General features: G+C 59.4%; 14 protein-coding genes. 11 read left to right on the forward strand and 3 right to left on the reverse strand.

Annotation, left to right across the window (positions count from 1 at the left end; all coding sequences use genetic code 11):
• The 5 genes from EOL86_06590 to alr form a co-directional block, all read left to right on the forward strand.
• Window positions 1-682, forward strand: a 682-nt coding sequence (locus EOL86_06590) for a general secretion pathway protein GspE (GenBank protein NCD25242.1), incomplete at its 5' end; no start/stop codon positions are given.
• A gap of 17 nt (window positions 683-699) precedes the next feature.
• On the forward strand, window positions 700-1,086 hold the full coding sequence (locus tag EOL86_06595) for a hypothetical protein (protein NCD25243.1): 387 nt from the start codon (window positions 700-702) through the stop codon (window positions 1,084-1,086).
• A 154-nt stretch (window positions 1,087-1,240) separates the two neighbouring features.
• Window positions 1,241-1,699, forward strand: a complete 459-nt coding sequence (locus EOL86_06600) for an Hsp20/alpha crystallin family protein (protein ID NCD25244.1) — start codon at window positions 1,241-1,243, stop codon at window positions 1,697-1,699.
• A 40-nt stretch (window positions 1,700-1,739) separates the two neighbouring features.
• On the forward strand, window positions 1,740-3,083 hold the full coding sequence (locus EOL86_06605; GenBank protein NCD25245.1) for a PDZ domain-containing protein: 1,344 nt from the start codon (window positions 1,740-1,742) through the stop codon (window positions 3,081-3,083).
• 32 nt (window positions 3,084-3,115) lie between these two features.
• The gene (alr, locus tag EOL86_06610) at window positions 3,116-4,246 is read left to right on the forward strand and encodes an alanine racemase (GenBank protein NCD25246.1); all 1,131 of its coding nucleotides are present in this window, start codon (window positions 3,116-3,118) and stop codon (window positions 4,244-4,246) included.
• Between the two features lie 124 nt (window positions 4,247-4,370).
• Here alr and metC read toward each other — a convergent pair whose 3' ends face one another.
• Window positions 4,371-5,528, reverse strand: coding sequence for a cystathionine beta-lyase (gene metC, locus EOL86_06615; GenBank protein NCD25247.1), 1,158 nt, complete (start codon window positions 5,526-5,528; stop codon window positions 4,371-4,373).
• Between the two features lie 133 nt (window positions 5,529-5,661).
• Between metC and EOL86_06620 the strand changes: the two genes are divergently transcribed.
• Complete coding sequence (locus EOL86_06620) at window positions 5,662-6,210, forward strand: hypothetical protein (protein NCD25248.1); 549 nt, start codon at window positions 5,662-5,664, stop codon at window positions 6,208-6,210.
• A 136-nt stretch (window positions 6,211-6,346) separates the two neighbouring features.
• Here EOL86_06620 and EOL86_06625 read toward each other — a convergent pair whose 3' ends face one another.
• Both EOL86_06625 and EOL86_06630 read right to left on the reverse strand, forming a co-directional pair.
• Window positions 6,347-6,676 carry a PilZ domain-containing protein gene (locus tag EOL86_06625; GenBank protein ID NCD25249.1) on the reverse strand — a complete coding sequence of 110 codons (330 nt, stop codon included), beginning with the start codon at window positions 6,674-6,676 and terminating at the stop codon, window positions 6,347-6,349.
• Window positions 6,677-6,766: 90 nt separating this feature from the next.
• Window positions 6,767-7,036 carry a hypothetical protein gene (locus EOL86_06630; protein ID NCD25250.1) on the reverse strand — a complete coding sequence of 90 codons (270 nt, stop codon included), beginning with the start codon at window positions 7,034-7,036 and terminating at the stop codon, window positions 6,767-6,769.
• 248 nt (window positions 7,037-7,284) lie between these two features.
• On the opposite strand from EOL86_06630, the gene EOL86_06635 reads away from it, so the two are divergent.
• The 5 genes from EOL86_06635 to EOL86_06655 all read left to right on the forward strand — a co-directional run bounded on the left by EOL86_06635 (window position 7,285) and on the right by EOL86_06655 (window position 14,767).
• On the forward strand, window positions 7,285-10,746 hold the full coding sequence (locus EOL86_06635; GenBank protein ID NCD25251.1) for a DNA polymerase III subunit alpha: 3,462 nt from the start codon (window positions 7,285-7,287) through the stop codon (window positions 10,744-10,746).
• Window positions 10,747-10,754: 8 nt separating this feature from the next.
• Window positions 10,755-11,147 (forward strand): 6-carboxytetrahydropterin synthase QueD, encoded by a 393-nt coding sequence (queD, locus tag EOL86_06640; GenBank protein ID NCD25252.1) that lies wholly within the window; start codon window positions 10,755-10,757, stop codon window positions 11,145-11,147.
• Window positions 11,147-11,608: a D-tyrosyl-tRNA(Tyr) deacylase gene (locus EOL86_06645; protein NCD25253.1), complete on the forward strand. Its 462-nt coding sequence runs from the start codon at window positions 11,147-11,149 to the stop codon at window positions 11,606-11,608. Before queD ends, EOL86_06645 begins: the two co-directional genes overlap by 1 nt.
• A 113-nt stretch (window positions 11,609-11,721) precedes the next feature.
• A complete protein-coding gene (locus tag EOL86_06650; protein ID NCD25254.1) occupies window positions 11,722-13,386 on the forward strand; it encodes a hypothetical protein in 1,665 nt (554 codons plus the stop codon).
• Window positions 13,379-14,767, forward strand: coding sequence for a glycosyltransferase family 9 protein (locus tag EOL86_06655; protein ID NCD25255.1), 1,389 nt, complete (start codon window positions 13,379-13,381; stop codon window positions 14,765-14,767). The genes EOL86_06650 and EOL86_06655 overlap by 8 nt, the downstream gene beginning before the upstream one ends.
• The last annotated feature ends 212 nt before the right edge of the window (window positions 14,768-14,979 follow it).

Here is a 14,979-nt window from a genome sequence, read left to right on the forward strand (position 1 = left end):
GACAGTCGAAGATCCCGTGGAAATCACGCAGCCGGGTCTGCAGCAGGTTCAGGTCGAAGCCTCCATCGGGCTTGACTTCACGCGGATCATGCGCGCTTTCCTGCGGGCGGATCCCGATGTGATTCTGGTTGGCGAGATGCGTGACATACAGACCGCGCAGATAGGTGTCGAGGCGTCGCTGACCGGACACATGGTTTTTTCGACCCTGCATACCAACTCCGCCCCGGAAACCGTGACCCGCCTCCTCGACATGGGCGTGGAGGCGATCAATTTTTCCGAGGCCCTTCAGGGCATTCTGGCGCAGCGCTTGGTCAAGACCCTGTGTCCGCACTGCAAGGAAAGTTATGCTCCGAGTGACGAGGAATGGGATTATCTCGTCAATCATTATGATCCGGAGCTTTTCCCCGAGTTGGGCATTAGCCGGGATTCGGCCCGCCTGTACAAGGCCGCCGGATGCGCCCGTTGCGGGCAGAGCGGGTACAAGGGGCGCACTGGTATTCATGAATTGCTGGTCGCCACGCCGGAGGTGCGGCGGGCCATTGTTCGGCGCCAACCTGCCGAGGAAATCGGACGATTGGCGGCCGAGCAGGGCATGCGAACGCTGCACCAGGATGGGATTTACAAGATATTCAAGGGCGACATCGATATTTTTCAACTCCAGAAGACAACAAACGCCGACTAGCGACGCGTCGCGACATCATGGTCGAGAGCAAAAAATCTGGTCTGAACCATTTGCCTGGATCGACCGAAGTGCCGGTCGCCTTGAAACTGCGCCTGGAAAAATGCCCAAAATGCGGCTACGAGCGCGGAGACAAGGATGGCGGCTATGCTTCGCCCTACGAATGTCCACGGTGCGGCGTGGTGTATGCCCTGGCCATGGAGGAGGTCCGCCGTAGAAACAAGGGGCAGCAACTCCAGGACGAGGCCGAGGTCCACCAGCGGCGGGTCGATGCGGATCGCGGTCCGGAGATCAGGGCCGGGCAGACAGGCGGGGTCATGTATGTTGGACGCCGACGATATCCATCCTGGCTTTGCGTGGCGCTCGGGGTCGGGATTCTTGCCCTGCTTGGATTCATTTTTTATTAGGGGCGAGCCGGTCGAATCGGGTGGCGAAGTCCTTGCGTACTGCAAGACCTTGGATTTGTCTGCATGCCTGGTTCGCGCGGGGGGTGTTGAAGCCGATCGCGTTTTTTCGGTTTCAAGAGCATTTTGATGTATCATGACGCATGGCGGGTGAGATATGGCAAAACTTTTTCCCTGGGATCCGTGGATGGAGCTGGAATGCATGAAGGAAGACATGAAGCGTTTGGTGGAAGACTTCAGCTGTCCTTCGCCGTTTGTTTCGGCTTCGAAGCGGGTTGCGCAGTTTAGACCAGTGGCCGACGTGATCGAGTCCGAGCATGAATATCAGATATTGGTCGAGTTGCCGGGCTTGGAACGCCAGGACGTTTCGGTGGAGGCGAGAGGCCAGGAGTTGGTTGTCTTTGGCGAACGACGATTGGAACGGGATACCTCGGGCGCCACGTTTCAGGTCATGGAACGCTCCTACGGTTGCTTCGCGCGACGTTTCACGTTTTCCATGGATGTGGAGGGCAAGGAGATCCGGGCCAGCATGAAGGCCGGGCTTCTTGTGGTGGTCGTGTCCAAGGCGCGGCCGGATTCGGCCAAGCGGCATATCTCGATCCGGGTGAATGAATAGAATACGTATCGCTGGGATTTTTTCTTTCAACGGAAGGTGCATGCGAAATTTTATACTGCTGATCACACTGGCATGGGCGCTCACCGGCGCCCATTTTTCTTGGGCCGGGAGTCGCGCGGAGCGGATTACACCCGTGGTGCGCACTGTCCAGGCCGTGGCTCCGGCGGTTGTGAACATCCATACGGCCCGGATTGTCGAACAGGATGTGAATCCGTTCGGGAACCTTTTGGGCCAGGACGAGTTGTTTCGCCATTTTTTTGGCTCTCGCGAGTTCACGCGACGTTATGAGCAGAGAAGCCTGGGCTCTGGCGTGATCATCGACGGCGGCAAGGGTTTGGTTCTGACAAATGCCCATGTCATCGAGGGGGCGTCGAGTATCCGGGTTCGACTCATGGATGGGCGGCAATTTGACGGGGAATTGGTTGGTTCCGACCCTGATTTCGACGTGGCCATCCTGCATCTCAAGGACGCCATGGATTTGCCTCAGGCCATATTGGGGGATTCCTCGGACATCATGATCGGGGAAACGGTCATCGCCATTGGCAACCCCTACGGCTTTGGAAACACGGTGACCACGGGCGTTGTTTCGGCCCTGGAACGGAGCATCGAAACCAAACAGGGAACGTTCACGGATTTTATTCAGACCGACGCCGCCATCAACCCGGGAAATAGCGGCGGGCCGCTCATGAATCTGGCCGGCGAATTGGTTGGAATCAACACGGCCATTTACGCCGAGGCCGAGGGAATTGGGTTTGCCATTCCCATCAACAAGGCCACCCGCGTCGTGGACGAGTTGGTCAGTCACGGTCGGGTTCAGAGTGTCTGGCTTGGATTGGAAGGTCAGGACGTGGACCAGCGCGTGGCGAGTTATCTTGGTCTGGACGAGGCCAAGGGCATGCTGGTGACGCAAATCCATGAACACGAAACAGGCAAGACCGGAGTTTTGGTCGGCGATGTGGTGTTGGCCATGAACGGCGTCCAGGTGGAGGACCGTGACCACTATCTGCGCATCTTGCGCAATTTCACCACGGGGCAGGCCGTGCGTCTCGAATTGACGGGCGCGGGTGGACGGAGGACGATCCAGGTCAAGGTGGCTTCCTTCGCGGACGGCACCGCGCTGCGTTTGGCGGCGCAACGGTGGGGAATGACCGTGGAGCCCGTGCGGCATGGCCAAGGGCTGGTCGTGGCCCAGGTCCGGCCAGGAAGCCCGGCGCGGGAGTTGGGGCTGGCGCAAGGTGACATTTTGTTGAAGGTCGCGGGAAACCCCATGCGGTCCGTGGATGATTTTGCCCAGGCTTTTAAACACTACCGCATGGCCAATACCGTGCTGCTCCTGGTGGACCGGGGCGGGCGCGGATATTATGTGCGTTTGCGGGTGGGCTAACCCGTGCGGGAAAAAATACGTGGAGAGTATTCATGAGCATTTGGTATAATCATGTTCGCGTGCGGATCGATCTGGACGCGCTGGTGGCCAATTACCGCCGTATCCGAGACATTGCTTCCAATCCGGCTCCGGTCATCAAGTCCGACGCTTACGGGCATGGCATTCGGGAGGCGGGCATGGCCTTGTTCGCGGCCGGAGCCCGAACCCTGGCCGCCGGGACCGTGGGCGAGGCCGTGGTGCTCAAGGAGTGCGTGCCCGCAGCCGAGGTGATTTCGTTGCTGGGCCCCCTGGACAACGCCGAGTATCAAGCCGTGGCCGAGCGGGACATCATTCCTTTCGTGGGCTCCGAAGAACAACTCCAGCGTTTGGAGGAGGTTGGTCGCGCCAGTGGCGCGCCGGTGCGAGTGGCTCTCAAATTCGACACGGGCATGTCCCGCTTGGGATTTTCCGTGGACGAGGCCGCCGGAGTGGCCAGCACCCTGGGGGGGCTGGAGCATGTCCGCGCCTCCCTTGTTTGTTCGCATTTGGCCACCGCCGATGATCCCGATCAGACCGATTTTACCCGGGAACAGGGGGAACGCTTCGCGCGCGTCGTTCGTGCCTTGCACGGTCTGGGATTGGATGTGCGGGCCAGCCTGGCCAATTCCGGCGCCATTTTGGGACATCCCAGCCTGCATCACGACGTGCAGCGGCCCGGTATAGCCCTATACGGGTGCAACCCTTTTCACGGCATGGCCTGGGCCGATAAGTGCCCGGCGTTGGAACCATGCATGGAGGTGACCACCAGACTGCTGCAGGTGCGGACCATTCAGGCGGGCCGGAGCGTCAGCTATGGGCGAACATTCACGGCTGATCGGGACATGCGGGTTGGCATTGTCGCCTTGGGCTATGCGGACAATTATGCACGCGTTTCGAGCAATACGGGGTATCTGATGGTGCATGGTCGACGCGCGCCGATCCTGGGTCGGGTCTGCATGCAATTGACTGCCGTGGATTTGACGGCCGTGCCCGAGGCCGAGGTCGGCGACGTGGTCTTTGTTTTGGGGGGCGATGGTCCGGCACGAATCACGGCCGAGGATCTGGCCGAATGGTGGCGGACCATCACCTATGAGGTGCTGTGCCTGCTTGGTCAGAACCCCCGTGTGTATGGCCGCGTTGGCTAAACCCCGCCCCTTGGCTGAATGACTCGCCACGGGCATCTCCCTTTTGGGGCATGCCCGTGGCGCGTTTTGGGGGGGCGTCGAGGACGTGCTTGCCCTGGCCCTCTCGTCTTTGGTGGCACGGTTTTCAGGCGGACAGACGTCGCAAGCCCTGATCCAGATCCGCGATCAGATCGTTTGGATCTTCCAGGCCGATGTGCAGACGGATGATGGTCTTGCCGTCGAGGGGGCTTGGAAAGCGCCGTCGAGGCTGTCCCGCCGTGATCAGACTGACATATCCTCCCCAACTGTAGCCGATGCCGAACAGGCGCAGTCCGTCGATGAAGCGGGCCAGAATTTCTGGGGGATATTCGTGGTCGAGGGTCAGGGAGAATAGGCCCGAGGCCCCGTGGAAATCGCGTTTCCAGAGATGGTGCTGGGGGTGCTCGGGCAATGCGGGGTGGAGGACGCTGCCCACCAAAGGGTGTTGACGCAGCCATTCTGCGACGAGCAGGGCCGACGCGTGATGGGCATGCATGCGCAGGTGCAGCGTCTTGAGTCCGCGCAGGGTCAGCTGGCAATCTTCGGGCGCGGCGTATATTTCACGACAGGCGTAAAACGAGTCCAGGATAGGGGCGTATTCGGCGGTGGTCGAAACCGCGCCCATGAGCACATCGGAATGGCCGGACAGATATTTGGTTGCCGAATGGATGGAGACATCCACGCCCAGGGAAAAGGGGTCGAGGAACAGAGGCGTGGCCCATGTGTTATCCAGGATGGTGGCGATGCCGCGTGATTTGGTCACGGCGGTGATGGCTGGGATGTCCTGTATTTCAAAAGTGTTGGAGCCTGGCGATTCGAGGAATACAAGACGGGTTTCAGGCCGCAGGGCATCAATGATATCCGCGCCCACGTCCGGGGGCAAAAAACTTGTCGTGACTCCGAATTTGGACAGGACCCGCGTGCAGAAGCGGGCGGTTGGGCCGTAGACATTGTCACAGACCAGGATGTGGTCCCCGGCCCTGACAAGGGCCATGAGTGTTTCGCTGATGGCGCTGATGCCGGATGGAAAAACTCGGGTCCAGGCCGCGCCTTCCAGCTCGCGAAGGATTTCTTCCAACTGGCGTTGTTGGGGAAGGCGGTCCGTGCCGTAGGTTACTCCTGAATATTCGCCCCGGTCTGCTTGAAACGCGTCGGCGAGGGTGTCGAAGAGTACGGTGGAGCCCCGATATTGCTCTGGATTGACGGTCCGTGTTTGGAGTAGCTCCAGACGTTTGGGATGGATGATCGTGGTTTTGGGGTGCATGGCGGTCCTTGTATTTTCTTAATCTTTACAAGGATGCCGAGGAGAGCATTGTTCGTCAATCCTGGGCTGGATTTTTGAGAAAAAATCTGTCAGACAAACCGCATTGTTTTATATTCTGACTGGAGAACAATGCATGGTACGAGTTTTTTCTTCTCGAACGACATCTCCGTGGCGCGTTTTTCAGCTGTTCGTTTTTTTTGTTGTCCTTGCCGTCGTGAGTTTGAGTGGATGCGTCAAGGTGGTTTCGCCACCTCCTTCCACTCCCTTGGAGACGGAGCTCGAGCCTAGTCTTCCGGAGATATCCGTCGAGGATGTCTTGCTGGGGCAGTACGAGGAATGGCGGGGCGTGCCACACCGTATCGGCGGCACGGACAAACGGGGGGTGGACTGCTCCGGTTTGGTGCAGGCCGTGTTTCGGGAGTCCTTTGGCACGGAGTTGCCACGGACTTCGGCCGAGCAGAGTCGAGTTGGCCAAGCGATATCGCTCCATGAGAGTCGGCCCGGGGATTTGGTCTTTTTTTCGGACAGGGCCGGTGATCATATCGGAATTATCGCGGAAGACGGGATGTTCCTGCATGCATCATCATCGGCGGGCGTGACGCTTTCGGAATTAGACAATTATTGGTTGCCACGCCTCAAACGCGTCCAACGTGTTTTGCTGGTGCCCGAATTAGAAGAATAGGACGTGTTCAATCGGATTTCCGGCCCGCGCGGGTGGGCCGAAAAGATGATGGTCTGCACATACAAAGCGCACCAGCATGTTCGTTGGTGCGTGCCCGCATGACGAAACACGGTCCAACAGCGCCGCGCGTGGAGAATCATGCCGCCGCGGTCACGCCACGCCGGGCGGTCCCGGGTGTCATCTCCACGCCAACTCCATACATTCCCGCATAATCTCCCTGTTGCCGGGTGCACCAACGAACCACGCCCAGGCAAAAGTTGCCTCCACTGCCAGGGCTCGTCGCATTCGGGTGAAACCAGATTTTAAGCGGTTGCCCCTTGGGCAAGGGCTGGTCCAGTTCCAACATCAGACCGCCGATGCTGTAGTTGATGACCCGAGATGGGTGCGGATTTTCCTGGGCTGTAAAAAGTTCTATATCACACCGGGCAAGGCTCGCCTTGCGGGGCCATTTGCGTTTGTCTGACATGGAAAGCTCCAAGAGGTAAAATGTCCCATATTTTCGGATTGTATGGCTTGTGGGAAGATTGTCCAGACTCTGCCCGGATGTTCGCGGATGTCAGTAGCGACCGTTTTTGACCGTGGTCACAAAGGGTTCCAAGGCGGGATCGTTTTCGACGACAACGCCCCTGGAGTCGGGATCGAGCCAGCCGAAATCAGCCCCGCGCCAGACCACGGTGGTCTTTCTGACGGTGAAGGCATGATCGACATAGACGAGCTCAAGCCGGCCCGTGCGTTCGTAGTCCGTGGTGTCGCAAGCAATGCCGGTCTTGGGGCCTGCCGTGTCCTGGATGACCACGGGGTAGCCGGTTTTGATTGTGGGGCGCATGGCGGTCCTGGGAATGGTTGGAAGGCGGGGCGTCCAAAGTTTCGGGAGATGCGGCGTGATGTCTCCCTTGCTTTCGATGCCTGGAGTAGGCACCTCTTCATTTTATGCATGATAACTGGCTCTGGGCATTGACGCAAAGCCCTTTTGCCGCGCCAATCTGTCGTCACGCGCCATTTTGAACGCGGCTTGCAATTCACCTTCGCCTTTTCTAGGGCTTCTTCACCCGCACATCTTTTTCCGAGAGCACCATGACCGGTTTTACCCACCTGCACTGTCATTCCGAATATAGCCTGCTGGACGGCGCCATCCGCTTGAAGGATTTGTGCGCCCGGGCCGTGGATTTTGGTTTCTCGTCCGCGGCCATCACCGATCACGGCAATTTGTTCGGGTCCCTGCCGTTTTATCTGGAGGCCAAGAAACACGGCATCAAACCCATCCTCGGCAGTGAGGTCTACATTGCCCAGGACATGCTCAACCGGGAGAACAAGCAACGCTTTCATCTGGTGCTTCTGGCCCAGACCCTGGCTGGCTACCACAACTTGGTCAAGATCGTATCCGCCGGATTTCTGAGCGGGTTTTATTACAAGCCGCGCGTGGACAAGGACTTTTTGCGCCGCCACAGCGAGGGCCTGATCTGTCTTTCGGCCTGCCTGCAGGGCGAGGTGCCATGGAGCCTGCGTCATGAGAGCATGGACAAGGCTTTGGTCAAGGCGCGGGAATATATGGAGATATTCCCGGATCGTTTTTATCTGGAAGTCCAATCCAACGGCCTCAAGGAGCAGGAAGTCGTCAACGACCGTTTGATGGAGTTGGCCAAGGAAACCGGCCTGCCCCTGGTGGCCACCAATGATTGTCACTATTTGGGCAAGGATGACTACGAGGCACACGATATTTTGCTGTGCGTGGGCACAGGCAAGATCGCCACGGAAAAGCAGCGTCTCAAATTTGAAACCAACGAGTTTTACTACAAAGCTCCGGAGGAAATGGAAGCAGCCTTCAGCCATTGCCCCGAGGCCATCGAGAACGCCGGACGCATCGCGGATTTGTGCGAGGTGGAGTTCAAGCTCAAGCAACATTTTTTTCCGGTCTATGACGTGCCCGAAGGTTCCAGCCTGGACGAGGAGTTCCGTCGTCTGGCCGAGCAGGGGCTGGTCGAGCGCATCAAGGCCCTGCCGTACGACGTGGACGAGCAGGCCTACCGCGACCGGCTTGAGATCGAACTCAAGGTTATCATCGAGAAGGGCTTTCCGGCGTATTTTCTTATTGTCCAGGACTTTATCAACTGGGCCAAGTCCAACGGTATTCCCGTGGGGCCGGGGCGCGGATCGGCCGCAGGATCGTTGGTGGCCTATTCGTTGAAGATCACGGACCTGGACCCCATCCGCTACCATCTTTTTTTCGAGCGTTTTTTGAACGTGGAACGCGCGTCCATGCCCGATATCGACGTCGACTTCTGTTACAACCGGCGCGACGAGGTCATCAAATACGTCTCCCAAAAATACGGGGCCGACCATGTGGCCCAGATCGTGGCCTTCGGGACCATGAAAGCCAAGGGCGTCATCCGCGACGTGGCCAGGGCTCTGGATATCAGCCTCAAGGATGCGGACCGCATCGCCAAGCTCATCCCCGATGATCTGAAGATGACCCTGACCAAGGCCCTGGCCGAAGAGCCGGACCTGCAGCCGCTCATCGACAGCGATCCACGCTTCAAGAAGCTCTACGACGTGGGGCGCCGCTTGGAAGGCCTGGCCCGGCATTCGTCCATCCACGCCGCGGGCATCGTTATTTCCCAGAAGCCCATGGTTGAATATCTCCCTTTGCACCGGGGCAAGAACGGGGAGGTTGTCACCCAGTTCGACATGAAGAAGGTCGAGCTGGTGGGACTCATCAAGTTTGACTTTTTGGGCCTCAAAACCCTGACCGTCATCGACGACGCCCTGAAGTTGATCCGCAAGAACAACAAGCCCACGCCCATCCTGGAAAAATTGCCGCTGGACGATCCGCAGACATTTGAGCTGCTGTGCCGGGGCGAGACCGACGGCGTGTTCCAGTTGGAATCCGACGGCATGCGCCGGGTGCTCAGGGGGCTCAAGCCCTCGTGTTTTGAGGACATCATCGCGCTTTTGGCCTTGTACCGCCCGGGGCCGCTTGAATCCGGCATGGTCGATGACTTCATCGGCCGTAAGCACGGCCTGAAAAAGGTCGAATACGAGTATCCGGAATTGGAACCCGTGGTCCATCCCATCCTGGAGGACACCTACGGGGTTATCCTCTATCAGGAACAGGTCATGAAGATTGCTTCGGACCTGGCCAAGTATTCCTTGGGCGAGGGCGACAATCTGCGCCGGGCCATGGGCAAGAAGGATCCGGCCGAAATGGCCAAGCAGCGGGTCCGTTTCCTGGACGGCGCCAAGGAGAACGGCATTTCCCAGGAAGCGGCCGAATACATTTTCGACCTCATGGAGAAATTTGCCGGCTACGGATTCAACAAGTCCCACAGCGCGGCCTACGCCGTCATTTCCTACCAGACGGCCTACATCAAGGCCCATTACCCGGCCGAGTTCATGGCCGCCATCATCACCTCGGAAGTGTCCAATTCCGACAAGATCCTGGCCCATGTCAGCGCCTGCCGGGATTTGGGCGTGGACGTGCTGCCCCCGGACATCAACAGAAGTTTCAACGAATTTACCGTCGAGGACGAGTCCATCCGCTACGGTTTGTCCGGCATCAAGGGCGTGGGCGAAGCGGCCGTGGAGTCCATTGTCGAGGAGCGCGAAAAGGACGGGCCATACACCAGCCTGCTCGATTTTTGCCAGCGTGTGAATTTGCGCAAGGTCAACAAGAAGGTTTTGGAATGCCTGATCAAATCTGGCGCCATGGACGCGTTTGGCTGCTCGCGCCGAGCGCTGCTGGAGGGGCTCGACAAGGTTCAGGCCATGGCCCAGAAGCGGGCCAAGCGCAAAACGTCGGGGCAGCTTTCGTTTTTGGGGATGGTCGAGGAGAACACCTGTAATCTGACCGGCCTTGGCCTTGAGAACGAGGGGGCGGATATCGAGGAGTACGGGGACGACGAAAAATGCCGCATGGAAAAGGAAGCGTTCGGTTTTTTTCTGATAGGGCATCCCTTGCAGCCCTTTCGTCAGGAAATTCGCCGTCTGGGGTATCAATCCTTGGCCCAGTGCGCGGATTTGCCGGAAAAGACCCCCGTGCAGGTGCCGGTGCTGATCACGGCGACCAAGGTTATCGTCACCAAGAAGGGCGACCGCATGGCGTTTTGCGCCATCGAGGATTTGAGCGGGTCGGGCGAGGCCATTGTTTTTACCGAACCGTACAGTCAGCATAAGGAGTTGCTCGCTTCCGAGGAGCCGCTGCTGTTGGTCGGAACCGTGGCCAGGCGCGAAATGAATGGCGACGACGAGGCCGCCGAGGAAGGGCCGAAAAAGCCCAAGCTTCTGGCCGAGGGATTCAAGCCCCTGGCTGGCATGGTCGGCCAGGGCAGCGATCCGGTTGTGCTTTTTGTGCGCGCCAATGGCGCGCCGGTTGATTGGGACGGACTTGACGCGGTGCTGCGGAAATATCCGGGCCAGGCTCCGGTGCAGATCGACGTGGCGCGGGACGAATTTGTCTGCCGGTTGCAGTTCGGGCCGGATTTCATGGTCGCGCCGTGCCCGGAATTTTGGCGGGATTTCGAAAATTGGAAGCAGGCATAGGAGGTTGTGTGGGACAGGGACAATGGCGGCTGCGGGTTTGTTCGGATTTCAGTTCCTCGCACCAGCTGCGGCATTACGAGGGCAAGTGCGAGAACATGCACGGCCACAATTTCAGCGTCGAGGTCGATGTGGTCGGAGACAGGCTTGATCCAAAATTGGGCCTGCTCATGGATTTCAAGGAACTCAAGCGTCTGCTCAAGATTGTCACCGAAGAGCTCGACCACAAGCATCTCAACGACCTGCCGGCTTTTGCCGACCAGAATCCGTCCTCGGAGCTGCTGGCCCAATACGTCTTCCGGCGCATGCGCGATCTTCTGACAGGACATCCGGTGCGCCTGACACAGGTCATGGTTTCAGAAAAGGACAGCTCCCGCGCCTACTATTTTGAGGATCAGGACTGATGCGCGCCCTGGTGCAGCGCGTACGCCGGGCCTCTGTCGCCGTGAACGGACGGATCGTGGGCGAAATTGGACCGGGGTGCGCGGTGCTGCTGGGTTTTGGTGGCACGGATTCTTCAGGCATGATCGGCGACCCGGCCTGGACAAAATTTATGCAAAAGCTTCTGGGCCTGCGCCTGTTCCCTGATGCGTCCGGCCCCATCAACGCCAGTTTGGCCGATCACGGCGGCGGCATTCTGGTCGTGTCCCAGTTCACCTTGTACGCGGATGTGCGCAAGGGCCGCCGGCCATCCTTCTCCGATGCGGCCAGGCCCGATGAGGCCAGGATGCTGTACGACGCCTTTGTGGCCGATTTGCGCCGGAGCTGGTCGGACGTGGCTGAAGGCGTTTTCGGCGCGGACATGGACGTGAGCCTGGTCAACTGGGGGCCGGTGACCATCTGGATGGACAGCGATCAGTTTTGATCGCTCCTGGCAGACATGTTGCAAAGCGTCTTTCGTATGCCCATGTTTTGACAGGAGTTCCCATGCCTTTTTTTCCCTTCGACGTTTCTTTTTTCGTGACGAGGCCCTGATTCGTGCGCCCGGTCTACACTGTCGAGCCGGTCACGCAGGACGGGCGGGTCATTGATGTCCGGGTCCGGCGCGAAGGTCGGGCCCAGCATTTGGGGGGCCGGCGCGGCGTGGAAAACGAACTGCGCCGGGTGGCCGACATCCCGGACGGGAGCCTGCCGGTGCTGCTCGGAAGCGGGCTGGGCGTGGGCCTGGCCCGCGTGCTGGAGTCTTCGTCCGGGCCGGTGGCCGTGGTCGACCGCGAGACGGACATTCTGGCCGCGACCGGGGTGCGTGCGCGCTGGGGGCGGGAGGCCCGCGTGTTCTGGGTGGACGCGGACGACCCTGAAGCCGCTTTGGTCCAATTGACGCGCTGGCAGCTGCGTCACGATGGCCGTCCCTTCACTCCCATTCTCGATCCATTCCATGCCCGTCTCGATCCTGACTATTACCGCGTTTTGGCCGACCGACTGACTGTCAGCCAAAAGGCCGATTTTTGGGCCACGGCGAGATATCCCAAATTTGTCCAGTCCACGCCGCGCATTCTGCTCGTGACCAGTACGTATTTTCTGATGGGCGAGATCTCGGCCGCCTGCGATCGTCTGGGTTATGCCACGGCTTTTGTGCAACTTCCCAGCCAGGAGATCGGCTCCCAGGAGTTCATCGAACGGATGCTTTCTGAAATCTTGGCCTTTCGGCCGGATTTTGTCCTGACCATCAATCATCTTGGCGTGGACAAGGAAGGCATCCTGACCGACCTGTTGGCCCGGATGCGTCTCCCCCTGGCCTCCTGGTTCGTTGATAACCCGCACCTCATCCTTTACGCTTACGAGAATCTGGCCTCGGACTGGGTCACGTTGTTTACCTGGGACGCGGACAACGTCGAATCCTTGAAGGCCCAGGGATTCCGGCGTGTTGAGTATCTGCCCCTGGCCACGGACCCGCATCGTTTCACTCCGCGCCACGTTCGCCCCGCGCGTGATGTGGCCTTTGTCGGCAATTCCATGGTGTACAAGGTGCGCGCCAAACTGGAAAAGAATGCTTTTCCCGCCGCCCTGACCGAGGATTTGGCGCGACTTGGCCGGGCTTTCAAGGACAGTGGCGAGTTGTCCGTGGCCGCGTTTTTGTCCCAGGAGTTTCCGGACTTGGCGGCCCTGTTCCGTGACCTGCCGGATATAGAAACCCGGCTGGACTACGAAACCCTGATCACCTGGCAGGCCACCTTGGATTATCGTCTGGAGCGCGTGGCCGAGCTGTTGCCGTTTGCGCCCTTGGTGGTCGGAGATCGGGGGTGGTTCGAGCTGCTGCCCGCGTCCGGATGGCAGCATCATCCGGAACTCAATTATTACGCGGAACTTCCGGCGTTTTATCCGGCCACCCGGATCAATTTCAACTGCACCAGCCAGCAGATGAAGGGTGCGGTCAACCAACGGGTGTTCGATGTGCCGGTATGCGGTGGTTTTCTGCTCACGGATCACCGCCGGCAAATGGAAGACTTGCTCGAACCGGGTCGGGAAATCATTTGCTATGAGGACAAGGCCGAGATTCCCGATTTGGTGCGTTTTTATCTGGCCCACGACACCGCCCGGAACCGGATCGTCGCGGCCGGCCGTCAGCGCATCTTGGCCGAGCACACGTACGATCTGCGTCTGGCCGCCCTGGCCCGGAGCATGCGCCGCATTCATGGCTAAGCCCATTCTGATCATCCAGATGCAGCGCATGGGGGACCTCATCCTGTCCTTTCCCTTGATGCTGTGGTTGGAGCGGACTTTTCCCGGCCATCCGATTTGGGTCATGGCCGAGCCCCGTTTCGCCGCGCCCCTGGTCCGAATCAGTCCCAACGTGCGCTACGTGGGATTTGATCGCCATGACCTGGTGACGCGGGAAAAATTCGCCCTGGTCGTCAATTTGAGTCATCGCCCGGAAAGTCTGACCCTGGCCGGGCAACTGGAAACCGAAGCCCTTATTGGCGGATATGTCCGCAATGGCATCCATCGTATTGCCGGAACCTGGCAGGAATACCGGACTTCGTTGACCCACAATAATCGACACAACTGTTTTCATTGGGCGGATTTGAATGCCCTGGATGTCATTCCCTTGGCGACCATGGCCGCCACGCGTTGGCCCGCGCCGCGGACCATGGCCTCCAGTGGGCGCAAGGTCGGCTTGTTTCTGGGGGCGAGCGATCCGGGCAAGCGACCGGGCGTGGCGTTTTGGGCGGGCTTGGTGGGTGAATTGGAACGCCGGAAATGGGTGCCGATATTGCTTGGCGGCCCGGCGGAAAAGGCATTGGGCCGCGAGGTACGCTCCGCTGCAGGGCATGGCGTGGCCAATGCCTGCGGAACCCTCGGGCTGGACCAGTTTGCCGTGTTGGGGCAAAGCTTGGCGGCCATGATCACGCCGGATACCGGCCCCATGCATCTGGCGGCCTGGTCGGGGTTGCGGGTGCTCAATCTGTCCATGGGGCCGGTTCATGCCTGGGAAACCGGGCCCTACCAGCCAGGTCATGTGGTGCTGCGGTCCGCGCGGGATTGCGTCGGCTGTTGGCAGTGTCGCTTTGAAACGCCGCGTTGTCATGAATCCTTTGCGCCGACACGGGTTGTGCGGGTTTTGGAAGCCATGGCGCACGGACAGGGCTTGGCCCGTCTGAAGCCGCCCGGCTTGGAAATTCTGGCTACGGGACGTGATGCCCTGGGCCTGTATGATTTGGCGCATCTTTGGTCCCGTCCTTGTGCCGGGCAGGCGGTCAGCGCCTATTGGCGGGCCTTTTGGGCCCATGCGTTTGGTCTGGCCGGAGACGAGAAATGCCGCCGCGCTGCCGGCGAATTGTGGTCGAATCACGAGCGCTTGGCCCGTGGGATGGCCCGCGCGGGTCTTGAATTTGTCCGCGAGGTATCGTCCTCGATGTCCGACCCTGGGCGTTTCGTCGGTCATTGGACCGCCTCCGCTCCGATGTTGCGTCCCCTGACGGGCTATGCGGCCATTCATCTCGCCAATCACGATGGGGCGTCGGCCAGTGTGCGCCAAGTCCTTGATCTGGGTGAACTCCACCTGTCCTTGTTATCTCGCTGAATCCGGCTGGAACGTATCTTGATAGCTCCTTGGCGCGAGGAGGTGTCGCATGCAATTTTTTCCCGCTGTCATGACCGAATCCAGGCCGACCGTTTGGATGTCCGAGCCATCCGGGAGCGATGAGTCGCGATCCGGTTTTTCTTCCGTGTTTTCTTCCGCGCAGTTGGAAACGGCCAAGGGGTCTGAATCCCCATTGGCGGGCAAGGCCACGG

It is taken from the genome of Deltaproteobacteria bacterium, from assembly GCA_009930495.1.
Taxonomy (GTDB): Bacteria; Desulfobacterota; Desulfovibrionia; order Desulfovibrionales; family Desulfomicrobiaceae; genus Desulfomicrobium.